The sequence below is a fragment of the uncultured Pedobacter sp. genome, assembly GCF_913776295.1.
GTDB lineage: Bacteria > Bacteroidota > Bacteroidia > Sphingobacteriales > Sphingobacteriaceae > Pedobacter.
Genome location: NZ_CAJYOJ010000039.1, coordinates 1 through 25667 on the forward strand (window position 1 = coordinate 1; position 25667 = coordinate 25667).

Sequence of the window (25667 nt, forward strand, 5' to 3'; positions counted from 1 at the left end):
CGTAAGTTAAACTGTAGTTACCGTTCAGTGCAAGTGTGCCCTGATTAATCGCATAAGTACCCACATTTTCACCCGATGTTCTGGTCAGGCTTCCTGTGAAGGTATCTGTTCCAACTAATGCCGGAGCGAAGGTATAAGTCAAGGCTGGATCAGCATCTCCATAGGTTTTGCTTTTTGCTGCGGCTGTTACCGTGATGGTTTTTGCACCGATGGTCAGGTCAGCACCTACATAAGTTACGGTATAATTGCTGTTTAGTGCAAGCGTACCCTGGTTGATCGCATAAGTACCCACGTTTTCGCCAGGTGTCCTGGTCAGGCTTCCGCTGAAACTGTTGCCGGTTACCAGTGCCGGAGCAAAAGTATAAGTCAAGGCAGGGTCGGCATCGCCATAGGTTTTGCTCTTCGCTGCTGCCGTTACCGTGATGCTTTTTGCACCAATTGTTAAATCAGCACCAACATAAGTTACGGTATAATTGCTGTTTAGTGCAAGCGTACCCTGGTTGATCGCATAAATACCCACGTTTTCGCCAGGTGTCCTGGTTAGGCTTCCGCTGAAACTGTCGCCGGTTACCAATGCCGGAGCAAAGGTATAGGTCAATGCCGGATCGGCATCGCCATAGGTTTTGCTTTTTGCTGCTGCCGTTACCGTGATGCTTTTTGCACCAATTGTTAAATCAGCACCTACATAAGTCACGGTATAATTGCTGTTTACTGCAAGTGTACCCTGGCTGATCGCATAAGTACCCACGTTTTCGCCAGGTGTCCTGGTCAGGCTTCCGCTGAAACTGTCGCCAGTTAACAGTGCCGGAGCAAAGGTATAGGTCAGTGCAGGATCGGCATCGCCATAGGTTTTGCTCTTTGCTGCTGCGGTTACCGTGATGGTTTTTGCACCGATGGTCAGGTCAGCACCTACATAAGTCACGGTATAATTGCTGTTCAAGGCTAGTGTACCCTGGTTGATCGCATAAGTACCCACGTTTTCGCCAGGTAATCTCGTCAAACTTCCGCTGAAACTGTCGCCGGTTACCAGTGCCGGAGCAAAAGTATAAGTCAAGGCAGGGTCGGCATCGCCATAGGTTTTGCTTTTTGCTGCAGCAGTAATGGCAATAGCCAATGGAGCAACTGTACTGCCGGGTATAGACGTGGTTACATTAGCTGCTCCAGCACTGCTCAATGTGACATTAGTGCCTGCATAAGTATTGGCAGCGGCAGTGTTTTTTAATCTTACATAAACAACTTGTGATATTACACCAGCAGATCCTGCTATAACAGTATTACTAAATGTAATGTTATCTGTACTTACCTCAAAAGCTGCCGGTGGGCTAACTAATATACCTGCGGTCATGTTTACTCCAGAAACCGTAAAACTTGTTGAAGATGAAGCCGTACCATAAGTAGTTGTCAAGGCACTTAAAGTTCCTGTTACCGTTATTGTTGGCGCAGCGATATAAGTAAACTGGTCGGCGGCACTGGTCGCGCTGGTGCCCCCTGCTGTCGTGATGCGGACATCAACGGTGCCTGTTCCTGCCGGTGCAGTAGCCGTGATCTGTGTTGCCGAGTTAACGGTGAAGCCTGTAGATGCCGTAGCGCCAAAGTTTACCGCAGTCGTCCCGCTGAAGTTGGTGCCGGTAATGGTCACGCTGGTGCCTCCGCTGGTTGGGCCGCTGGTCGGGCTCAAAGCCGTTACCGTTGGTGCCGCGATATAGGTAAACTGGTCGGCGGCACTGGTCGCGGTGGTGCCCCCTGTTGTCGTGATGCGGACATCAACCGTGCCTGTTCCTGCCGGTGAGGTCGCTGTGATTTGTGTTGCCGAATTAACGGTAAAGCTCGTAGCCGCCGTAGCGCCAAAGGTCACTGCGGTCGCCCCGCTGAAGTTGGTGCCGGTAATGGTCACGCTGGTGCCTCCGCCGGTCGGGCCACTGGTTGGGCTCAAAGCCGTTACCGTTGGTGTGGCGACATAGGTAAACTGGTCGCTGGCATTGGTCGCACTGGTGCCCCCTGTTGTAGTGATGCGGACATCAACGGTGCCTGTTCCTGCCGGTGCGGTAGCCGTGATCTGTGTTGCCGAGTTAACGGTAAAGCTTGTAGCCGCCGTAGCGCCAAAGGTCACCGCGGTCGCCCCGTTGAAGTCGGTGCCGGTAATGGTTACGCTGGTGCCTCCACCGGTCGGGCCGCTTGTTGGGCTCAAAGCCGTTACCGTCGGTACGGCGACATAGGTAAACTGGTTGCTGGCACTGGTTGCGCTGGTACCACCTCTTGTAGTAATGCGGACATCAACGGTACCTGTTCCTGCCGGTGCGGTCGCCGTGATCTGTGTTGCCGAGTTAATGGTGAAGCTTGTAGCCGCCTTAGTGCCAAAGGTCACCACAGTAGCCCCGCTGAAGTTGGTGCCGGTAATGGTCACGCTGGTGCCTCCGCTGGCTGAGCCGCTGGTTGGGCTCAAAGCCGTTACAGTTGGTGTAGCCACATAGGTAAACTGATCGTTGGCACTGGTTGCGCTGGTGCCGCCTGTTGTAGTGACGAGGACATCAACGGTGCCTGTTCCTGACGGTGCAGTCGCAGTGATCTGTGTTGCCGAGTTAACGGTGAAGCCGGTGGCCGCCGTAGCACCAAAGGTTACCGCGGTCGCCCCGCTGAAGTCGGTGCCGGTAATGGTTACGCTGGTGCCTCCACTGGTCGGGCCGCTGGTTGGGCTCAAAGCCGTTACCGTCGGTACGGCGACATAGGTAAACTGGTCGCTGACACTAGTTGCGCTGGTGCCACCTGTTGTAGTGATGCGGACATCGACTGTACCTGTTCCTGCCGGTGCGGTCGCTGTGATCTGTGTTGCCGAATTAACGGTAAAACTCGTAGCTGCTGTAGCACCAAAGGTCACCGCGGTCGCCCCGCTGAAGTTGGTGCCGGTAATGGTTACGCTGGTGCCTCCGCTGGTTGGGCCACTGGTTGGGCTCAAAGCCGTTACAGTTGGTGTAGCGACGGCCTGTACATAGGTGATCGAAAACTGACTGGCAGCCGTGTTTCCGTTGCCTGCAGCATCTTGCGCCACATTAGCTGCAATGTTGATCGTTACCGCGCCATTCGCCGTTGGTGTTGCATTAAAAGTATAAGTGGTTCCGATTCCTGAAAATCCACTGATCGTGGCATTGCCTACGGTAAGGCCTCCTGCCAAAAGTCCTGATATGCTTTCTGAAAAGGTCACCGTAAATGGAATTGGCGAGGTACTTGTGGTTCCGCCCGATGCACCGGCCGTACTGCTGATCACCACTGATGGAGCAACACCATCCACTCGCACATTGGCTGTTGAGGCAACATTGTTTAATGTTAGAATTGCGTTATTAGTTGAAGCATCCTTAATCGTACCTCCGTTTAAACCTAAAGTACCAATGGTAATGCCATCCGTATCCAGATCGCCACTTGCAACCGTATAACTAAATGTTAGAGCCGAGCTACCGGAACCACTAACATAATTAGCTGATTTGCTCGCCGAACCTACTGTAATGCTCAATTGGGGTGTACCTGTTACTACCACATTGCCCGAAAAATTGATAGTAAAGGATAGCGTCTGCCCAATTTTATAGGTAGCATTAGCAGGTACGGAAACACTTGTCACATTGGTTGGTGTAATAAATTGTTGATCTACGCCATAGGCAGTACCCACGCTATTTATAGCATAAGCACGTACATGATAGGTTGTAGAACCTGATAAGGTTGTTTCATTATAGTTATATGCACCTAATGCTGATCCGGCAACAATCCTTTTGGTATCGGCAGTTGTAGGATTAAGACTTGTTGAATAAACAAAACCTTTTTCCGTTACTGTAGCGAAACCAGCGCTAACCAAATTTCCATTAAATACAGCAGAAGTAGTGGTAATAGAACTTGCTGCATTAGTAGTTATTCGAGGAGAAGGATCGTATGTAAAACTGGTTACGCCAACATAGAAATCGCCAGCGCTAGTATTGTTTGGAAATTGAGCATTTGTAGTAATGGTCAATAAAACTTCATCGAGATCGTTCCACCCTGTTAAACTATATTGATATGGTACATTTGCATTGGCGAGATAGACGTTTTGAGTATATTTTACTACACCCGATTTTTTACCTTCAATCCTGATATACTGATCCTGGCTAAAAGTAAAAAAATTAATCGTCTTAAAATTAAAATTCTGACCATCTGCTCGCTTTATGGATGTTTTAGCATTGCCAGTGGCTGTAGGGGTTGGGTCTCCCGATTGAAGCCAAAGCGTCTGATCGTTATAGGTCCAAAACCCCGGGCTATTGGCCGACATTGTAAATGTCCAGCTCTCCTGAGCAGCGTTAGTCTGCGTGAAAGATGTAGTCCCCAATTTCGTTCCATTGACGGGGTCACCTGATAGATTAGCAAAATCGAGTGTTCTTGTCTGTCCATATACAGCCATCTGAACAATCAACAAGCAAATTAATAAGTAAAATTTTCTCATCATATTTAACACATTATCATATATATTTATCCAAAATTATTGTGGACGTTTCTTTTATTATTGCACTTTATCTAAACTTAACACCATGTCTGTCTCAAAAGAATCTTTGAATCATCGAACGGTATTTGAATTATATTCTAAAAAATTAACAGAGCAACTTACTACTCCTGAAGTAATTAACACTGTCAACCAATTGCATCAGCTCTACTCAAAAATCACTGCTATTGAAGGTATTCTTGCACCATCCGATACAGATGAAGTGTTTGAGGAGTTAAGCGAAAATGGCACACGTGTAAATCCATACATGGCTGCGTACTGCTTTCTTGATTACGTTCGCTCCTACAAATTCACCCTTGGCATTAAAAAACTGGTGAGTGATATGCTTCAGTCAGGTGATCAAAAACCTTTACAGATTCTATATGCGGGAACTGGCCCTTACGCATCACTGATATTACCTTTAACTACCGTATTTTCTGCAAATCAAATCCAGGTAACTTTGCTTGATATCCACCAATCATCTCTGGATGCAGTAAATAACCTCATCTCAACATTTAACCTTGAGGCTTATTTTAATGGTTATATCAAAGCAGATGCAACCCGATTTATTCCTGATGATCATATAAACTATGATATTATCATTTCTGAAACAATGGATAAAGCCCTGCGCAAAGAACCACAGGTAGCTATTTTCAATCATCTTCACCAGTTTTTAAAACCAAATGGGGCTTTTATCCCAGAGGAAATAAGAGTCGACCTGTACCAATCCAAATGGGGTGAAGAAAAAAATCCAGCTTTTGAATATTTTCTAGATACTGAAACCAGAAAACACAATGCTGCATTTCGTGAAAAGATTACCAACCTGATGGCCATCAATAAACACGCTGTTACAAAATTTAAAAGAACTCATTCGGATCAACATCTTTTTCTAAACAAAATTGATCCTAAAAACTTTAAAGCGGAGTACACGGCCTTGCTACTGCTTACCGAGGTACAGATTTATAAAGATGTTACCTTAATCGAGGACGAATCCATTTTAACTGAAAAATATTATTTGTCTCCTTTAAATGATAAAGTCTTTCAATCGGGTTTATCTTTTTACTATAAAATGGATAACGATCCACGTATTGTATTCGATTAAATGCATAAATATGGGTTTTGCCACCCACTTACATTTTCTTCGTGTATTTCGGTAAAAATAGCATCATCGAACTTAAGGCGTTTACCCTGTTCAACCACAACCTTATGGGTGCTTGGTCCTGATACATTAATTTTAACAATGTCTATATCTGGTAATAAAAAGCCAGACTTCGGATAAAAATTAACCTCACCCCGAGGTCCTTTCTTTTTATCCTTCCGCAAATGTTCCATCACCTTATTCCAATCACGGCGCTGCATAGCAGGTTCCATTTCTTTAAGTGCCATACCAGCTTCAAATCCCAATAACGAAAACACATCGGCTTCCCTACCGGATTGCCCCTCCACGATTCTAACGAAAGCATTATTAATTTCGCCGGCCATTTCTCTTGTCCACTGAGAATAGGAATAAAAAGATAAAGGAAATCCATTTATCTCTTTAAGCACATCAGTAAAACACATGGTTTCGGAAAGTAATAATGGAACCTTTTTATCAAGGCCTCTTTCATAAAATGCCCTGATAAATTCTGCTGCCTGAGGCCCCGAAAATAAAGCGTGTAAATAAGCGGGTGGGGCTTTTTCAATATTATTAAGTAAGACCTCCACATTAAGTGCATGAGGTTCATTATGATTTAATGAAAGAATGTGAAAGTCTATCAATTTAGATCCCGCAGCAATTGTACCATGTCTAAAGCAAGAAGCGAGATGATAACCACCATCATAAGGAGGCATAATAACCGCGCCATTATCACCAAAATATTTTTGCGCCCAGTAACCAAGCGCATATTCTCCCTGCCATAACTGATAACTGCTGTGAAATATATTAGGACTGGTATAACTTATGGATGGAAGATATTCACCCATATCAAAGAAAAAAGCAAGTTTTTGCCGTTTCTCAATTAACGGGATTAATTCAGGGATAACCTTATAACTGATATACCCCATTAAAATGTCCACGTTATGAAAATTAAGCAGTTTCTGTACTGCTTGCTTTACATCAGACTCTTTACCCTGACCAACATATTCTGGTATAAACTGATAATCCTTCTGGGTATAAATATCCCTACACAAGCCTGCAAACAAACCGTTTACAATGTTATTTGAATGATCTGGATAAATAGAAGAATAAGTGGATATAAAACCAATCTTAACAGGAGCTATCATGAGGAAAAGCAAATAAAAAACATCTTACATAATTTGCGTCAAATAAAATGACCAACCACTACTTGCTGGCTGGTCATTTTACGAATTTCTTAGTTTCTGCTTGGGTACAACCCCTCTACCACTATTAATGCCGTTAGTGCTGTATAAGGATTTGAAATATTAAAAGGCTGACTACCACCTGCAACACTTACAGTTATATTACCCGCTGGTGTAATTGAACTACCAGTGGAAGAACCAACATTCAAAGTGATATCTGGAGTTGCATTGTTATATAAACCAACGCCAGTAGTACGAGGAACAACCATTTGTGCTAAAGTATTTGCCGACGTTGAAGGAATCCCAGTAGTTCCTACAGCACTAGAGGCCATTACCGTTGGTGCAGGAATGCTGACACTTGTACCTGCAAATGTGGCGCCGTGAACGTGCGCTGGCATATTAGAGGCCAACAACGTTACCTGAGAATTACCTCCCATACCACCTAGAGGATAGTTGGTAGTACCTAATGTACCTGTACCAATTACAGTTCGTCCAGCAAGGTTAGGCAAGCCGAATGTGGTTTGGCCGTTACCGCCGAAAGCAGTACCAAGCAAAGAATAGAGCGCTGTATTTGTTGTAATTGAAAGTAGCTGTCCATTACAGCCTGCAAATCCACGTGGCACGAAAGTACCCGCGAACATTCTTACCATGCCCATGTAATCATCCATAATTTTAGTAGTTTAAAGGTTTAAAAATTTATTGTTTTATTAATTAGTAATTATTTGATTTTGAGCATTATTAGTAAAACTTGCTCCGGTTTTTAAACCTAAAGCAACTAGTTTATGACCAGATAAAATACATTCGTTGTTCCTAACCACATTAATTCGTAAAAAACTATCATATTTGCACGCTACAAATAAACCATAGTTCCCGTCAGCATAAACAATTGTACCTGGTTTGTAGCCATTTACATCGTTAATTATTGCCGGCGATACCTCAACAATAGCAATTTCCTGTCCGTCTAGAAATGCAATTGCCCCATCATAAACAGGATTACAGGCATTAACTAAATTCATAATTTCTGCAGCAGTCTGATTCTCCCAATCAATAATTAAATCTTGTTGAGTTACTGAAGGTAAAGTGAATGAAAGATGCTCATCTTGATCGGTCAGGGTATAATCGTTGTTATTAAGCATATTGAATGCTTCAGCAATAACACCTACGGCCATAAGACTTAGCCTATTATTCAAGGCACCAAAACTTTCTTCTGTCCGAAGCTGAACCTGTTGCTGGTGTAGGATCGCACCGCTATCAAAGCTATTGCTCATTTTATGGATAGTAATTCCCGTAAAAGTTTCTCCGTTTTTAATTTGCCAGAATAAAGGTGCCGGTCCGCGATAAGCAGGAAGCAGGCTAAAATGAACATTGAAGAAACCGAATTTTGGTTTTTGCAGGAGCCAGTCTGGCAGTTTTTTAGAAAATCCAAACACTAAACCCAATTCCACATTAGTGTCTAGCAATAAATTGTTTATTTGTTCTGCAAAAGAGTCAACATTATTTAATTGAAGGCAATTGATTCCATTAACTCCACAAAATTTGATGATTTGATTTTGCTGAACAAACGAGGTCACTACAGCAGCTAGATAACCCTTTTCGTGAAAATAATTGATAGTCGGCAGCGCCGCTATATGATTTGAGAGTATAATTAATTTCACTGATAGGGAGATTGAGATACTGTAAATTTATACAATAAATTTACAGTATCAAAAATTAATTTTAAAATACTTACTTTTGAGCATAGATTGTAATCAATTTTAATACTCAACCTCAAAATCTTTAAACTCCGCTTTCTAAATGGTAATCTATTCAAAGGCCGACATTCAGGTTCCGATCTCAAGTATTCAGCATGAACTTAAAAAAATAAATTCAAATTGGGTAGACCATTTTAATACAGCACATTATCAGGGGGCATGGACAGTGCTTCCCTTACGGACACCAGGCGGATGCGACAGTATAATTCCAGACCTGGGTACGGTAGATCATTACGAGGATCATCCTAATATGTTTTTTTTCCCTGCCGTAAAACAGTTGATAGCAGACATGCGTTGCGAAATCATGTCAGTTAGGTTGCTCAACCTTGCTGCCGGAGCGATGATTAAACAACATTGCGACGCTGAACTGGCCTTCGAAAAAGGAGAAGCCAGGCTACATATTCCTATACATACCAATCCGGATGTGGAATTTTATGTCAACAATGATCGTGTCATGATGAACGAAGGCGAATGCTGGTATATCAATGCAAACCTGCCCCACCGGGTAAGCAATCATGGCCATAGCGACAGAATCCACTTGGTTATAGATTGTAGGGTAAATCCCTGGCTCGAGCATTTTATTTTAGACAGCAAAATCATTGCCCATGCGCCAGATCAAACACGTGATCCTGAATTATTAAAACAGATCATTAATGAATTAAAAATGCACCAAATGCCACATTCACTTAAGATGGCCGCTGAATTTCAAAAGGAGTATGATGATTTAATCAACAGCAAAGCATGAGTGAATCGTATTTAAAGCATTGGATTCCGTATAGGCTTATTAAAAATGAGAATAGCTACAGTTGCCGGTGGCTTTACACCAACGGAGATCCTTTTACCAGACCATTTTTTAGTGAATTTATAAACAAATGTCTGGGCCACCGCTATAACTCAACTGCCTTTAAACCATCCTCTGACCTGAGTATCTTGTTAGAGTGGGCACAAGATTTAAATAGCACCGCGCCTACCGCATTCATTTTTCATGTTTCCAGATGTGGATCAACACTAATTTCCCAATCGCTATGCCTTAACAAGCATCATATTGTACTACCAGAAGTTCCGTTTATTGACGAGGTATTGCGACTCAGTAAAATCAATGATTGGCCTTCACCAGAAAATCGCGAAGAACTGATTAAAGCGTTGATCAAAATTTATGGCCAAACCACCGAACGATCGGAAAAACATCTTTTTATCAAAACTGATAGCTGGCACATTCATTTTATGCCGCTGCTTAGAAAACTCTATCCCAATGTGCCGTTTATACTGCTGTACCGCAAACCTAATGAAATTGTCCGTTCGCACCAAAAATTAAGAGGAATGCAAGCCATTCCGGGAGTAATCCCAAACGACTTGTTAGGAATAGAAAAGGAGAACATTAACCCTGCTGATTTGGATGGCTATACGATTAAAGTATTAGAAAATTATTTCAAATCTTTTATCAGGGCTTCAAAGCAAGATCCGTTAACTTTATTGCTTAATTACCATGAAGGAATTATCAATATGATGCAACGATTCTGCAAATTCACCGGTTTAGAGTTGAATAAAGCTGATTGGGTGCAGATAGAAGCCCGAAGTCATTTTAACGCGAAATATCCAGATCAGGTTTTTCAGGAGGAACGACCAGAGGGAACCATACCCAATTACCAAAAACAAGCGTTCAGCTATTATCACGAACTCGAAAAATTACGGATTACTCAAATTGCAAATACCTAAATTAATATGGACCAAAACACTAACCGCATACTCAACTTTTTAAAGGAGATTGGCATCAGCTATAGCTTAGAGGAGATCAGCAGCGAAACGTTTTTACCGGGACTTAAATTACGTGCCGGGACATTAGTGATTGATATGGCGAAATTAACGTACCCAGGCGATATTTTACATGAGGCCGGGCATCTGGCCTGCATGCCACCTGCCATAAGAAATGAGATGAGCGACAATCTTGAAAGTAGCGACTTACATCAGGGTGGTGAGCTTATGGCTATTGGCTGGTCTTACGCAGCCTGCATTTATTTGGGAATTGAGGCCACTTTCTTATTTCATGAAGATGGCTATAAAAATGGTTCAAAATCAATCATTGAAAACTTTAACGAAGGCCGATTTATAGGTGTTCCCATGCTGCAATGGCTTGGAATGACTTATGATGAAAATCAGGCGAAAATCCAAGGATTAAATCCTTATCCTGTTATGCAAAAGTGGCTTTGCACACATAGACCCGAATAGATATTTTACCTCTCTGCCAAGTTTTAATATGTTTGGCTGTGGATTTGCAATCATAGCCATCATACATTTCCTTGATCCCTCATCGATCAAGGAGTTGCTATTAAATGTGTTGATTTGCTCTAGTGTTCGTAATCTGTTCAATTTGGGAAAGGATAAAACCAGTTAATCTTCCGCAAGCATCTTCTTCAGTAAGTTGTTGCGTATTGAGGTATAAATCCACTACTAAAGGATCCTCAAATACATCATTAATTCCTGTAAGATGATATAATTTATCCCGATGTCCATCCGGCAAAAGTGCTTTATGGTATAACCCTTTCGTATCACGCAGAATAAGCTGAGGAATCGGGCAATCAATCCAGATTGTTTTAGCATTGTAAAGTTCCCGAAGCTTCTGCCTGCCAGACTCATGTGGATTAATCGCCGCAATGAGCGCAATAGTACCCTGCTGCACAAATTCATAGCCTACATAACCAAGACGTCGGATATTCTCAAGCCGATCAGCTTTTGAAAAACCAAGATCATGATTTAATGTTTTACGGTAAGTGTCGCCATCAATCACCATAATGGAATAACCAAGGGTATTAAGCCTATGCTTAACCATTTGAGCAAGCGTGGTTTTGCCCGCCCCAGATAAGCCCGTAAATTGTATTAGGAGCATTCTTTATTGATTTGATAATGAGATTAATAAATACTTTAATTATCTTAAAAATCTAATAATAGGATTAAAGCTTTGTAAAGCTGATGTATTGTACAAACCGAGGATACTCAGATCGGTTTGCAGTTGCAGCATGCGGAAGTGCTTCTAACCATAAAATTAAATCACCCTTATTTCCTGATACAGCAATTTGGCGATTTTGTTTCCTTAAAACGTCAATAGCCTGATCAGGATGGCCATACGTTTTCAACAAAGAATTAATTTCATGCTGAAAACAAGGAATTAAGCTGAATGCCCCCCTTTCTTCAGGCACATCGTTAAGGTAAACCAAGCCTTGAATATAATAGTTAACACCTTTTGAAAAATCTATGTCCCAATGTAGAGGACTACCTCTAAAATGAAAACTATCTGTTTCAGGTGGATTATACCCGACCTTTTCCATATTCGCTACAATAGCATTAGTTTGATATAAATGCGCAAATACCTGTCTGATGGAGTCAGAATTTTTGATTTTAGCAATATGCTCATTATGATATAGTTGCAACATTATACCCTGAAGCAAATCATGTTGGCCATACCAGCTGGATGGTTGCTCCAGATTTATTCCAAGCATTTCTGTAATTACATCAACTACACGGTCACAATCATCTTCACTAACTAAACCAGGTATCTTAAGATAGCCATTTTTATCCCAGAAATTAAGTTGATCAGCATCTAATACCTTTGAAAAAGTCTCTTTAGAGGTATCTACCGCACATGCATACCAGGAATTAAATTTTTCGATAGCTTCCGAATAGGCATTCTCACCCATTCGAAGCATCATCCATTGCTTAAATTCATCATCGCTTTGACAGCCACCATATAAAAAATCATAAGTTTCAAAAATACCAATGTCAAAAAAGGACAAAAATACTTTTTCAACTTTAAAAAAATCCTGATTAACATTTGCCTGAGATTGCTGAGGACTATGATAAACCCTGTAATTACTAACAAAAGAGCAGTATGCACAACTTTCTATAGGCTGAACGGATTTAAATCTGGTGGATTTGACTACTTTGTTATTTTTACACATCGTGTCGTAAACATAGTTTAATATTTATATGTAAAGCCAGGATGATCAGACATTACATATTCAAATGTGACCTTCATATCTTCCCTATTGTTTTCTAACTTACAAACGGCAAATGGCATGGTTAAGCTGCAATTGTACGTAGTTAGTACCTCTCTACCAAACACTGTTATTTCCGTAAATAAATCAAGTCGGTTATGGGTTTCAGAAGCAGGCACCTGTATCACCACTGGCTGTGGAAGCTTGAATTCACGGCTGGCACAATATACCACCCCTAAGTTTATTCTTTTGGGCTGGTAATCCGTTATGGTAAAACTGCTGTATTCTTCTTTCCACCGGGTTAATACCGCTTCAACAATTATATTTTCTGGAATGAAAACAGCATCCTTACGCATCTGCGGAATTAAATTGTTCATGATGGCCAACTGAGGCTCTTTCCTTAAAGCATTTAACATGGTTTCTGAAATTACCATATCAATACAGATATCATCAGGAAATTTATAAGTGGTGGCGTCGGCGCAAACATAGTCGATCACATAAGTTGACAAACCTAATTTATCATACAGTGTTTTTGCCGCAGCCAAAGAATCAGCATTGATATCCAACAAAATAAAATTGATTTGAGCGGAACTAAACCTGGAGGTTAACGGTGTAAGCAAGGTGGCGTAAGGACCGCAACCGGCATATAATATGTTTAGGGTACGCCCCTGTATTGTACCTGATAAACATTCAATTGCCTGGTTAATGCCCCTGATAAATCTACGTGTACGTTCTAATTCTTTAAGACAATGCGCAGCTTTGATAGTTGAAACAGCCTTACCATTTGGCAGATAAATATCTTCATCCGTAATGTCTCCCGCTTTTACGCCGGTTGCACCTGAAAAAAGCACATTGAGCTGGTCAATCGATTTTTTAATATGCAAATAGTCTTCTTCAAAAAGTAAGGCATTAGTTGCATCATAAATACTTTCATTAAGTTGTTGAGTCGTTAATTCCATTTGTTGTCTTTATATAATGCTGAAAAGTAAAAGCTAAACTAAAGAATAAATTCAGTTAAGATCAATTATCAGATTATTAATTTACAAAATATGTCGTTGCTTATCCTTTTTCGCCATCAACTCTGGATGTTTTTCATTCAAAGCACAGGTGTGTTGTATGATAAATCTGTACTTTAGAAAGAACCATGAATGCTCAACATGGATGTTGTAATATTATTCCTTCTGAAATCTCATCTCTATTTCTTTCCTTGTTTGTATACCTACGGCCATACAAACCTGTATCCATCCAATACCACTTTAGTTAAGTCCCACATTTTATCTACCAGCTAATGCCCGCTCAATGAAGCTGAACGTCAAACCACCTAAAAATATCTGATCACATAATTTTTACACATTTTCATCAACAAAAATTTATAGCTTTAGTGAAAATAACCACATTTTCATTGAAAACTGTTGCTCTCACCATCAATAGACATTTGTCTATTATCTCAACCAATTTGTCATCGGACAAAGTCAGTGATCAAAATCACGACGGCATTAACGCTGTCAAGGAAAAATGTCTTTCTCAAAAAAAACTTATCATATCTAAGTAAACCACAAACTATGGAAATACCTAATACACTCTTAGGGCAGTACGACATGGTACTGTCGCTCTCGGAGAGCAAGATCAATGCAGAAATGCAGCAGCTATACCTAGACAGGCTACTTGACCGAGACTGGAAGATCCTCAGTGATCTTACCGGCACCCTGCGCCGTAACCATCGGGACAGTGATTTCGATGATCAAAAAAGATTATGGTTAGACCAAAGCGGTAATAATCAATTGATCGAGCTCAAGGCACATTTAGATCGGCTTGGAGAGCTTTTGGAACAACCAAACGCAGATCGGGAAACGATTATAGCGCAACGGATTGCTACCAGAGCCAAAATCGCCGCAGCTGAAAAAACTACGGTCCCCGGCTACAATCTACTAATCGAAGCTACGATTGATCCTCCCAAGATCAGCGTAATACCAGGGCGCAGCCGCGAACTATTATTCAGTTTTATACTCAATAGTGGCCAGGTTACCTACCGAAACAATACAAGGCAACAGCAATATGACATCCGCAACCTTGTTTACACATTCGTTGTGCCAGTATCCAAACGCCAGATAGAAAAAGAAGACATCCAAGCAGATCCAAAATTCACCGCACATATTACCGAAGATTTTACCGTAGAATCCATCCTTCTGAATTTTGCAAAAGCAGATATTGCCAACTATGTATCCATCGAAAGTAAAATGAGCACAGATCCGGAACTCAATGCCTGGTTACAATTGGTTGTTGGCAATTATTTTCGCGAACTTGGCAAAAATAAAGATAACCCCTATATACTTGGCTATGCGGTACAGCGGCCCGAACTGAAAGATATCGGTACGGCAATGCTGGAACCTACCGGTGTTTCCTACTCTACTTCGCATAGCGAAATGGACCGAGCTTCGGCTTTCAATTTTTTGATGCTTACCGGCGGTAAGGAGTTCCCAATCTTACCACAGGGCGGACGTATTGACAAGAGCCTGATAGAATCTGTACATCTAAAAGACGAAACAGTTAATGGGCTGATCGGCATAAATTTCAGAGTATTTGAAAAAACCTACTTGGCTAGGATCAACCAAACTGTATTGGATGCATTTTGCGACTTTGTTCCGGGGCTAGCCCTTAAATCGGATACGAACTATACAGCAAAGTCTTTCGATCTTCACTATTCCGATAACATGAAAATCACCATTGCCCGAACCGGCATTAAAAGCGATGATCTAAAGCGATCGCTATCTATTCAATATGAAATCAGCATTCATGCTAGCCTGCACGATGAATTAGAAGCATTGGTGGGTACCGTAGGTGTCAATCAGAAGTTTTCAACCTCCGGCAAATACGAGGTAAATGGACAAAAGGGTAAAGCTGGCAAGCTGGTAGTGGAACTAACCGCCGCACATTATGGACAAATCATTGCAACGGTAGAATCCGGTGGGTATCAGCCGCCAGTGTTAGCCCGTGACACCGAGGAGCCGGAGTATAACAAGAAAGGCATTTTCGATAAGGTTTGGCTAGGCATGTCAAATATGGTCAGACGTGTCGATGAATTAGAAAAGATGTATAACACCAATTTCACTACCCGTATCAGTAAGCAGTTAGAAAACACGGCGTTCAACGAACTCAACAAATTCTCTGATCGTTTGATACTTCCGGCATCAAACGTATACACCTTTTTAAATGTCCGCCTGCTTAGCGGAGAACTCAATGACAGCGATGTCGTCCTTTTCGATATTAGTTATGTTCCACTTTCTAATCAATAATCATTAATATTTATGGAAAATCAATATACCGAACTCAACGGATCAAAGGTTTTGTTGAAATATAAGAGTGAATTCATGGAAAATTATGTCGCCGAGAGCAACATAGATCTAGGTGCTGACATCAAAGTAATCGGCACAGTGAACGACAAGGTGTTGGTATTTGTCATCAACAAGCAGAACGAGCTGATTTTGCTCACCCGAACCGATGCAGAAGGAGATGCATGGACACAGCTACGACTTTCCACGAAGGGACAACAGGTAACGGCCTTTGATGTTTTGCACCAAGATACCGCTAATATGATACGCATTGCTTATGCCGCCAAAATTGACCGGGAGAACAGCTTGTGGCTTTCATCGCCTGTTGTGCTCGATGCAGCGAATACATCCATGGAAGGCCTGGCTTACCAATCTTATCAGCTGGAAGACCATGAACGAACACTGCATAGTGTATCTATTAGTGATGTTGGCGTACTATTCAGCTCAGAAAAACCTAAAACTGACGCTCAATATCATTTAATCGGAGCTGACGGCTTGATCAAGGCATTCCACCTACCTGAAAACAATGACCGTATTCTACAGCTTACTCTAGGAACTTGGAGGGGGCATCAAGGCGTATTTTCGCTTTACGATCTGAAGGGAAAAAGAACGATGCTTTTCCAGGGATTTTTAGCTGCCGGCGAAAAAGAAATTTTTCAGCAGAGATTCATGTCCAACTATCGGCCGAATTGTTTTTTTGTACTCAAGAATGTGGGCGAGAACGATCAGCTTTTTGTCGCCGGATCCAGTATCACTCATTATAGAGATGCACGCAGCAAGGCGGCGGAAATCTGTGGCAACGATTTTGAGTTTTCGCAACTGGACGTGTCGCAGGAAGATGGCGCGATAAGTGTGTGGGCTTTGGATAACAAAAGCCGTCAGCTTAAGTTGATACGCAGAGAAACAGACTATGAAAAACAAATCTGGAGTGAGCCGGTGGCCATGCACGGCGATACCGATCGCTTTTCTTCGCTTCGAGGGGAACATTTGTCCAATCATCTCTTCTTGTTCGACAAAAGCAAAGGAGGCAAGCTTACTGAAATTTGGCAAGATGCCGTCTCGGGTCGTTGGCACGAACATTTGTTAGGCATCGCTGATCTTTCAAGCTCCCGGCTGATCAACACCTATACCTTGGATTTATATTTTGAAAAACATGATTTGGAGGACAAAATCGAAGAAAATATAAGCCTTACGTCTAAAGCCAATACTTTTATCTATATTGATGACATTAAATATCAACTGCAGGCAGGCGTACCATTGCCTATCCCCTATGCCTCTTATCTGAATATCATGTGCCCGTTGGATTCGCTGGCATTTCCTGAACTGGTAATCAGCTCTCCGTTATTTGAACAAGAGCTACATGTCAATCCCGGACATCCGGTAAGTGCTGCATTGGGCGAAAAGATCAGTTCTGCCGAAGACCTGCGCAATGCACGCAAGCAGAACGGCGAGCTATTGGTACCCACGCATATCGACCCCGAACTTCTAGCCCAAGTGGCCAACGCAACGAGTACGTTGACAACTAATCAAAACATTCAAGCAGCTTTAGCCGTACAACAGGGGCAGGAATTAGGTTTTTGGGAGAGTATTGGCGAAGGACTGCAGGATATGTTATTTAGCATCAAAAAGGGATTTATCAAGGTCAAAGATTTTATTGTTGAAAAGGCAGAAAAGGCTTGGAAGTTTACGCTGAAAATTGGCAACAAACTTTACCAATGGATCGGCGACACTTTAAACGATGTCTTTTCTTTCCTGGAACGTGTATGGGAAAAGATCGGGGTGTTGTTCAAAGACATGGTAGATTACCTTTCTTTTCTATTTTCCTGGCAGGACATCATTGATGCCAAAGATGCGCTGAAACTAACCGCCAACCAAGCCATTGAAGGACTAAAACCCGGTATAGAAAAATTGCGTACACTAGCAGTCGGACAGGTGCAGGATTGGCACCTCAGGGCCAAAGTTGCACTGCGAAATATTGATACACCCAACTATACCATCGACGACTTGCCGAAAGAGAAAATCAACGGACACAATGATAAGCTCGACTCCAGAACGAACTGGGTCGGCAGCAAACAAGAACTACTCTTTAACACCAAACCCAGCACTGCAAACGGGGTCGACCGCAAAGCACTGGCTGAGATGGATACCTCTGCAAAGGACCCAGTGATGACTCAACTTGGCGACTTGCTAAAAAAATTCCTGGCCTCACAAATCACCTTAGGGGCGCTCATCAAAGAATTCGCAGCCATCATGTTGAATGTAGTGTTTGAATTAATCGAAGAAGTTATCAACTGGCTTTTTGATCTGATCATTAAGAGTATCGACTTAATTAAGAGCATGCTCAATGCAGAGATCAAAATCCCTTTGCTTTCTTCGATTTACCGAAAAATCAGCCACGCAGAGCTGAGTATATTAGACTTCACCTGCCTGCTCTGTGCCATTCCGATGACCATCGGTTACAAAATTGCTTTCGGTGAGGCTCCGTTCTCCCGTTTGAGCAAAGAACGATTTGCAGAAAACATGCTACAAAATCTTAACCTAGCCTAAACTACCATGAGCAATAACAACGAACAATCAACAACAAAAACAGAGAAACAGATCTGTGACGATGTTGCAAAGTATGCAACTTTTGGTATCAGTATTTGTGGTGCAATCCTTTATACCGTAGAAAAAGTAAACAGATATCCAGAAATCATCGCCGAAAATCTGAACGCAGACGCCTTAGTGGATAATGCCGCCGTTCAAGCGGTAAAGCGTCCATTATCGCTCGTGTCTACCCTGATCAGCACAACGAACTATATTGCCATGTTTCTGAAATATGCCGCACCGATACATGGCTACCTACAGAGCACGGAAGATAAGATACTTTGCTGTAAGGTTAAAGAAGCCCCTAGATATTTTATATACACTTACTTTGTGTTCATGGCAATTGGAGCTGGGGCATTGTACTATACCCAGACCGAAACCGTAGCTTGGCTAAAGAGCAAACATAAAAACTACAAAAAAGCACTTAGCCTGCTTACCAAAACAATGAGTTTTGGCTCTGGCGTACTCCTACTCGCTACGACGATCAACAACGCAGACAGCATGAAAGGGAGACGGTTGTTCACCATGTGCTCAATTCTGGATGGATTGAGCGCTCCGCTAGATTTTCATGGGATCGACAATCTGGTTTTCCGGGTCGACAACCAAGGCTATGCGTACGCCGGAGTTTACGGTATGCGTAGCGCCATTAAGATCGGCCAGACCATCGGCTTTCTGATTGCGGATAAATAAATTCAAAGCTACAGTGGTACCTCATTTTGAGCGTACCACTGCAATGCAAAGAATCAGATAACGGAATTGATGATAAGTGATAAAGTTTCGAGCCAATCAATTCGATGCAATACAAACAAACTCTTCCAATGGATCTGATATGGAAAGCTCTATCCTACTTTCCTATTATAGTTGATACTAACCCAATTCCATTACAATCACAGCACTTCTCCTTCGAAAGGGCTTGACCTATACCAAAGGCCTGAAATGAGCCGTTGAGTCGCAACAGATTAGTTTTCCAATCCATATAACTACAATTAAATGCTACATGGTATCGATTTTGATACGAATAAGTATCTCTGCACGCTTAGCCCAGTTGAAAATTCATTTCACTCATTTTTTTAAGTTTCTTAATTTTCCTACTCCTTGGCTTTTCGGATGATGTCCCCGTTTGCCCCCGTGGTCTCTGGTCTCCACGTTGGTTCTGATCAGATTATTCGGCAGACCGATGTAGATTGTTTAAATCTTACATCATCGTTAGTAATTTAATAATTAATTGGCTACCATTAAAAGCAAGGTTATCAACCTGTAAGGGCTGGCTTATTATCTGGTTGGTCTTTGGGTGATCTTATCAAAGCCGAAATAGGGACAGTTGTTTTTTGCATATCAACTATATTTAGGGTTTTTAGGCAAAAGCTAAATATTAGCCATTGTGTAGCTAACAAAACGATTGGCCGCTGGGCAATACGTTTGCAACGAAAAAAAGTGATGACCTGAGAGCCTTGCGTAACTGATGATTTGCTAATTTTGGCAGATCGAAAAAACGAACTGCTCCGCGATTATAATATTTTTACAACTAAAAATACAAACGATAGCAAAAAACAATGTTAAAATGTACATCCGAAAATCAGCTGATGACAACTAATCATTACACTAAAATTGATGGTTATGAGGCGCTGCGGATATGTGGCGAAATGATTTTGGATCTTATAGTTATTTTGTGCGCTTACATGACCTGAAATGATACCCAACAGCTAAAAATCGCATCCAAACCGTAGTATCTGGTTCCTGAAACAAATTCCTTTAAAAACTTTCTAAGTATTTAACTTATTGCCAAATCCGGTTAAATTGAAATGAATCAATTATCACCTTGAGCAAAATCAATAAAATAACAGTGTGTAATAGTGAATTTAGTACATTGACTAATTAGTTCACAGCATGCGATAGAAAAACAATACCATAACCTTCCAGAAGGATAACCCATTGGCTTATCGGGTTAAAGACATAAATAAGGCGCGGGCATGTTATTCTAATCATAAAAAATTTGGAAATGGAAAAAATAGAAATGAAGCTTTTTTTAAAAATGTTCCTGCCATTAATTGATCGAAACAAAGGCCTTGCGGCGCTAAGGTGCCTCTTCAGGCATACCATTGCACTACACATACGCAAAGGAGAAACGCTCTTTCCTAAAAACATTTCGGGTACAACCGGTCAGATTATTATGGTATGCAGGGGGCTGGTTAACGGTTTTCTGCAAGATAACGAATGTGGGCAGATCAATATCTGGTTAGGAAAGGAAGGCAGCATTTATATTTGCAAAGTTCAGAACAACCTAAGGCAAGAAAATCTTAACCTGGAGGCTGTAGAGGATGCCATCGTTTTTTTAATCGACTATGAAGATCTCGAAGATTGTTACCAATCATATCCGGAATTAGCTGAATTATTCTATTCACATCTTCTTCCCTGTGCCATGAACGATGCTAGCGAAAGAAACATAATTTTTCGTCTGCCTGATGTAGCCAGCAGAATTATGCGTTTCCAAAAAGTTTATCCGGGACTGTACGAAAGACTTCCAAAAAACCTACTTCTTTCATACGCTTTATGCAGATAATTACGGGAGGAACGTGATATTTCCTTCTGATGTATGGCAGATTTTTCGCCAGGCGATCTTACTATAATAAAATTCATTTACGCACTACTTCTCCTCTTTTCTCTGTTAGATTATAATAGAGATTGAAAAGATCTGTACTGCCTACATAAATGAATTGCTTGTATCGGACATTTTCGATACCATCTTTTTGGGAAGCCTCTCCTAGTTCAGAATAATATCGCAGATTTGCCTGCTGATCAATTTTGGCAAAATCAAAAGAAGTCGTCAAAGTAAATAGGGTCAATAGTAGATGAATACCGATATAATAAGGTTCAGAAGACCTGATATGAAATACGACTAACCAGAACATTATGACCAACATCAAGCATACAAGGGCTAGGGTCAATCCTGATAATTGGTATCCAAATGCATAAGGGTAAAAGAACAGATAGGGTGCCAGTCCGAGGGAGAGAAATAAACAGCGGAATAATCGCCCTGAACATTTATCTTTCATCCAGCAGCATAAAATGAATATGAGGCAAAGGAAAAATGGTGCCAGAAATACAAGTAAAACCTGCTGTGTAAAAGTGAAAACTCTTTCCGAAACCATAAGGCAGGTCAATTCCTCCAGTTTCAATATATCAATTTTAAAATGATGATAATAATATAACTCTCCAAAAGCATTCAATACCAGAAAAAACAGGATGCAAAACAGTACGTAGGTAAAAAACATTCTGAACATATTGTATATATTTTGTATAGCGTATAAAGAAATTTAACAAACCAATTTTGCCCAAATGAACATAGACTGCATACCAGAAATTTTTAGCTTTATTTACCTATAATAAATGCTGATGAATCATCCTATCTAGTTTTGAAATCATGCTGATCTGAATAGCATTCGAAATTGGATTTAATTATCCTCACCCCCATTGACTGCAAACAGTTGACATCTTGATTATCATCATTATGAATGACTTTGGCTACACTGTAATCAGAACAGCGTACAGACGAGTGATACTATATTTTAAAGAAGTTATCATCTGTATAGCGATTCGCTAAAAGAGGGGACACTATAAAAAAGCTTTTTTATACATAAAGATAAGGGGAACGTTAAAACTATGCTGTATATCTATCCAGTAAATACCAATAGAACGGATACATCTTTAAACCAGAAAGCGCAACGAAAAAAAAAATTAAATTCTGAGAATTAATGATAGACATTTTTCAACTGCTCTACTTTTTTTAAAATGATATCATTCCCGTCCTTTTCAATAAGGCCTTCCTTGGCAAAATCACCAAGAATTCTGCTAAGGGTTTCTGAAGCGATTCCAATAACATTCGCCAGATCATTTCGGGGAAGTGTAAGCCTTGTATTACCAGGCACATGACTTTCCTTTTTGGCTAATTTAATAATAGACCTGGATACTCTTTCCCGTACCGGCGCGTGGGCGAGCTCTAATGTCTGTTCGTCCTTTTCATGCGCCATTCCCGCCAGTTTTTTCGCAAGAAAGTTCGTCACTTCAGGATGTTCCTGAACGAGCTTGTTAATAATCCCCAAAGGAATAACCACTATTTGTGCATCATCAATAACCATTGCCGTGTTTGACATACGTGATCCCGAAATAAAATCCTGGAAACCAAAATATTCGCCAGGATAATATAATTCTGTAATCAGTAAACGACCAGAAGAATCCGAAATAAAAGTTTTTATTTTTCCTGATAGCACATAATAGATCCCTATACAAGGCTCGCCTTTATAAAAAATGATCTGTTTCTTTCTAAAGGTTCTTGGCACCAACGTTTCGCGCTTGGCATCCAGCCAAAAACGGCCACTATCCATGCCCGTAGGGCTTTTCTGCTGAAACTGCTGTTGTAGAAAGAACTCATACTGAAGTCGTCTTTTTCTTAACCTGGCCTCCACCTGGTTCAGTAGTTCCGCATCATCGAAGTCATCAATTAGAAATCCATCGGCGCCTATTTCCATCGATCTCCTCATGCCGTATTGATCATTCCCCTTTACAATCATCACAACAGATATGTTCACGGTATCGATGAATTTATTTACCATCCGAAGTACACCGAACCCATCGATCCCATTTAACTCCATTCCGCATATGATCAGATCTATAGGGAGATTTCTGATTAATTCCATAGCCTTTTTACCATTGTCGGTAAACTCAACCAGGTATTTACCCGTAACCAGTATATCGGAAATCTTCGCCCTGAGCTTGGCGTCCTTTAATATAATCAATATCTTAGAGCCTTCCATTCAAATGTAATTTTTTCCAACAGAAATGTTTGCTTCCTGCCGGATATCGAAGTTTATTAATTTATTCCTTCTTCTGCTGTTACGGAAAGAGCATCACTTAGCCAAAGAATTTTAATAATGTTGAAACCAAATTTTTCTAAATAAAGCGCATAAACTCATCAGGGCTACTTTCATTACTCCTGATCAACACCTGATCGGTAATGCCATCAATATGGTGTACATTGTTGTTGCAATTTCGGATCAGTAGGAAAAGCAAAAAATAAAACCCGGATAAACACCTTATAATCAAACACATTAATTGTAAGATTAAAAATTCAGTTGCCTTACAGTTTTTTTTCTTTGAGATCACGTTTTGTTTGATCAATTTTATTTCAAAGGTTTTACATTGCATGAATGTTATAGACTTAGGATAGATATTCTCAAAGGTTGTTAAAATAATAAAAAAACCTATTGATTATTATCAATAATTTGGTTGAAAAAAATCAACTGGAAATATAATACCCGTCTGCAACACTAAATCGTTTTTGTAAACGGCGTGATTTGGTTGGAGCCATCCTTCGTGAGGTAATAAATGACCGATACGTTTCCGGGTCTTTTATATAAGATTAATGCCAGGTATTTTCTTAAAAAAGGATCGGAAACATTAAGTTGTCAGGCTATTCAACCTGGTAGGTTGATACTGGTATTCACAGAAAATCAATTCAAAATTGAAATTCTAAAAGCTGGCTTTAGGATGGTATGGCTTTCAGGGAAGGTTGGTGACGTAAAATAATCATCATGAATAATTATTATTTTATTGACCATAGAGGATAATGGACTTCTTCTGATTTAAGAAGATTTCCTGTCAGTAATATTGCTACCCTAAAAAAGCTAAAAATCAGGAAGCTTTTATAATATAGGACTGTAGACTTTAGCGTATTGAAAGCTTTATTGTAATAATTTTAAGGTGTATCGATAATTTGATAAAAGTTAGCCCTGAATAAAACTTTGTAGAAATTAGTCTCAAAATAAAAGCCCCAAAAGTTAAATTAAAACTTTTGGGGCTTATTATTGATCATATAGCCAGTTCTATTTTTGTTGGAAATTAGCTATATGCTATTGAATAAAAATATATAATTACGGAGTATAGGTACCGCTACTCCATTCCGGTAAGCCGTCTTTCCGCATGGCTTCAATAATCAGGCAATTGTATACATAATCCCAACTTGACGAAACCTCACTATCCTGATTTAAGCCGTAGGGCCACCAATGTTGTTTATCTCCATTCAGTGGTGCATCTTTACCCGTTATTTTTTTAAGTAAGGTGTTTACAGTACTGCCGGTATAAGCCCCGTTAACTATCGCCGTACCCGTCCACCAGTCGGTAGTGCCCGTACCTAATGTATGATTAAACTCGTGCAATGTGGTGCGTAATTTTTGATACGTTGTATTTTTTCCGTAACGTACCCATCCAGTATTAGTTGCATCAGCGGTTGCCACATCGGGTACATAGTTTAGTGTAATATTCTTTGTTGCCGATGTATAATTATTTAAGTACCAGCAAGCACTATCAGCAGCTGCCTTTATACGGGCATAAACATCCATCTCCTCGTTCGTCGGATTCGAAGATTTATTAATGGTATAAGTTACATTACCTTTTGCAATAGTTTTAAACGTAATTTCACTACTGTAACTCGCCCCTTTCGAATTAATTGCATAAGCGCGGGCATAATAAGTGGTTTTTGGTGTAAGGTCTTTAAGGCTCACCCTAAATTTGCCGAGTCCGGCATTATTATGTTTCACTTTGCTGCTATTAATGGTAGGGCTAGGTGTTGAAGCATAAACAATTCCCCTTTCGGTAACCGCGTCACCACCATCCGTCAATACTTCAATATCTGCTGCAGCTACCGTTGAACCCACAATATAAAGTGGTGAAAAGCCAAAAGTTGCACCAGCTATATTAGCTGTAGTTAATTCCATTTCATTGCCATACGCTACACCAGCTTTATTCACGGCAAAAGCTCTTACATAATATTTAGTTGATGCAGTAAGTCCCTTAATTTCACTTGTAAATACACCTGATCCACTCGCACTAACCACTCCTGATTTATTGTTATCCATTGTTGGTTTTGGAGATGTACTCCAGCAAACCCCCTGGTCGGTAACTGGTGAACCACCTTTATCCGATACAACTCCACCACTCATGGCTGAAGTTGTGGTAATGTTTGTGAAAGCACTTGTGGTAAGTGTAGCAACAGCACCAGTGGTCTCCGTTTTAGGTGTGGTGGTTTCTGCTACTTTTTCAGCTTTTTTACATCCGCCGAATAGGATAAGAAAGGTGCATGCAGATATTGCATATGTTTTAGTTCGATTGATCATTGTAAGTGAGAGTTAAAAGTTTGAGACTCTATATTCTAGTAAAAATTAAT

General features: G+C 40.9%; 18 protein-coding genes. 8 read left to right on the forward strand and 10 right to left on the reverse strand.

The genetic code is table 11. From position 1 onward, the window contains the following. On the reverse strand, window positions 1–4462 hold a 4462-nt coding region (locus QZ738_RS06795; protein WP_293785928.1), incomplete at its 3' end, for an MBG domain-containing protein. An 82-nt stretch (window positions 4463–4544) separates the two neighbouring features. On the opposite strand from QZ738_RS06795, the gene QZ738_RS06800 reads away from it, so the two are divergent. Beyond that, the gene (locus tag QZ738_RS06800) at window positions 4545–5597 is read left to right on the forward strand and encodes a hypothetical protein (RefSeq protein WP_293785930.1); all 1053 of its coding nucleotides are present in this window, start codon (window positions 4545–4547) and stop codon (window positions 5595–5597) included. Here the strand turns inward: QZ738_RS06800 and QZ738_RS06805 are convergent. The 3 genes from QZ738_RS06805 to QZ738_RS06815 all read right to left on the reverse strand — a co-directional run bounded on the left by QZ738_RS06805 (window position 5594) and on the right by QZ738_RS06815 (window position 8448). After that, window positions 5594–6757, reverse strand: a complete 1164-nt coding sequence (locus QZ738_RS06805) for an ABC transporter substrate-binding protein (RefSeq protein ID WP_293785932.1) — start codon at window positions 6755–6757, stop codon at window positions 5594–5596. The two genes, QZ738_RS06800 and QZ738_RS06805, sit on opposite strands and share 4 nt — an antisense overlap. Before the next feature lie 89 nt (window positions 6758–6846). Further along, the gene (locus tag QZ738_RS06810) at window positions 6847–7461 is read right to left on the reverse strand and encodes a phage tail protein (protein ID WP_293785934.1); all 615 of its coding nucleotides are present in this window, start codon (window positions 7459–7461) and stop codon (window positions 6847–6849) included. A gap of 39 nt (window positions 7462–7500) precedes the next feature. Continuing rightward, a complete protein-coding gene (locus tag QZ738_RS06815) occupies window positions 7501–8448 on the reverse strand; it encodes a methionyl-tRNA formyltransferase (RefSeq protein WP_367268566.1) in 948 nt (315 codons plus the stop codon). Between the two features lie 139 nt (window positions 8449–8587). On the opposite strand from QZ738_RS06815, the gene QZ738_RS06820 reads away from it, so the two are divergent. From QZ738_RS06820 to QZ738_RS06830, 3 genes are read left to right on the forward strand one after another with little or no spacing between them, the layout of a single operon-like run. Further along, on the forward strand, window positions 8588–9289 hold the full coding sequence (locus QZ738_RS06820; RefSeq protein ID WP_293785936.1) for an aspartyl/asparaginyl beta-hydroxylase domain-containing protein: 702 nt from the start codon (window positions 8588–8590) through the stop codon (window positions 9287–9289). Further along, entirely contained in the window at window positions 9286–10260 is a 975-nt protein-coding gene (locus tag QZ738_RS06825; RefSeq protein ID WP_293785938.1) for a hypothetical protein, read from the forward strand. Before QZ738_RS06820 ends, QZ738_RS06825 begins: the two co-directional genes overlap by 4 nt. A 6-nt stretch (window positions 10261–10266) precedes the next feature. Next, a complete protein-coding gene (locus QZ738_RS06830; protein WP_293785940.1) occupies window positions 10267–10770 on the forward strand; it encodes a hypothetical protein in 504 nt (167 codons plus the stop codon). A 100-nt stretch (window positions 10771–10870) separates the two neighbouring features. Here QZ738_RS06830 and cysC read toward each other — a convergent pair whose 3' ends face one another. The 3 genes from cysC to QZ738_RS06845 form a co-directional block, all read right to left on the reverse strand. Then, window positions 10871–11428 carry an adenylyl-sulfate kinase gene (gene cysC, locus QZ738_RS06835; protein WP_293785942.1) on the reverse strand — a complete coding sequence of 186 codons (558 nt, stop codon included), beginning with the start codon at window positions 11426–11428 and terminating at the stop codon, window positions 10871–10873. Window positions 11429–11492: 64 nt separating this feature from the next. Further along, window positions 11493–12497 carry a phytanoyl-CoA dioxygenase family protein gene (locus QZ738_RS06840; RefSeq protein WP_293785944.1) on the reverse strand — a complete coding sequence of 335 codons (1005 nt, stop codon included), beginning with the start codon at window positions 12495–12497 and terminating at the stop codon, window positions 11493–11495. Window positions 12498–12514: 17 nt separating this feature from the next. After that, a complete protein-coding gene (locus QZ738_RS06845) occupies window positions 12515–13492 on the reverse strand; it encodes a methyltransferase domain-containing protein (protein WP_293785946.1) in 978 nt (325 codons plus the stop codon). A 603-nt stretch (window positions 13493–14095) separates the two neighbouring features. On the opposite strand from QZ738_RS06845, the gene QZ738_RS06850 reads away from it, so the two are divergent. The 4 genes from QZ738_RS06850 (at window position 14096) to QZ738_RS06865 (ending at window position 21008) form a co-directional block, all read left to right on the forward strand. Then, window positions 14096–15826, forward strand: a complete 1731-nt coding sequence (locus QZ738_RS06850; protein ID WP_293785948.1) for a hypothetical protein — start codon at window positions 14096–14098, stop codon at window positions 15824–15826. A 12-nt stretch (window positions 15827–15838) separates the two neighbouring features. Beyond that, window positions 15839–18409: a hypothetical protein gene (locus tag QZ738_RS06855; protein WP_293785950.1), complete on the forward strand. Its 2571-nt coding sequence runs from the start codon at window positions 15839–15841 to the stop codon at window positions 18407–18409. A gap of 6 nt (window positions 18410–18415) precedes the next feature. After that, complete coding sequence (locus QZ738_RS06860; protein WP_293785952.1) at window positions 18416–19138, forward strand: hypothetical protein; 723 nt, start codon at window positions 18416–18418, stop codon at window positions 19136–19138. 1309 nt (window positions 19139–20447) lie between these two features. Continuing rightward, on the forward strand, window positions 20448–21008 hold the full coding sequence (locus QZ738_RS06865; RefSeq protein ID WP_293785954.1) for a hypothetical protein: 561 nt from the start codon (window positions 20448–20450) through the stop codon (window positions 21006–21008). Between the two features lie 73 nt (window positions 21009–21081). On the opposite strand, the gene QZ738_RS06870 is transcribed toward QZ738_RS06865, so the two are convergent. The 3 genes from QZ738_RS06870 to QZ738_RS06880 form a co-directional block, all read right to left on the reverse strand. Next, window positions 21082–21357 (reverse strand): hypothetical protein, encoded by a 276-nt coding sequence (locus QZ738_RS06870; RefSeq protein WP_293785956.1) that lies wholly within the window; start codon window positions 21355–21357, stop codon window positions 21082–21084. An 840-nt stretch (window positions 21358–22197) separates the two neighbouring features. Beyond that, complete coding sequence (locus QZ738_RS06875; protein WP_293785958.1) at window positions 22198–23259, reverse strand: cyclic nucleotide-binding domain-containing protein; 1062 nt, start codon at window positions 23257–23259, stop codon at window positions 22198–22200. Between the two features lie 1116 nt (window positions 23260–24375). Beyond that, on the reverse strand, window positions 24376–25617 hold the full coding sequence (locus QZ738_RS06880) for a hypothetical protein (RefSeq protein ID WP_293785960.1): 1242 nt from the start codon (window positions 25615–25617) through the stop codon (window positions 24376–24378). Window positions 25618–25667 lie beyond the last annotated feature (50 nt).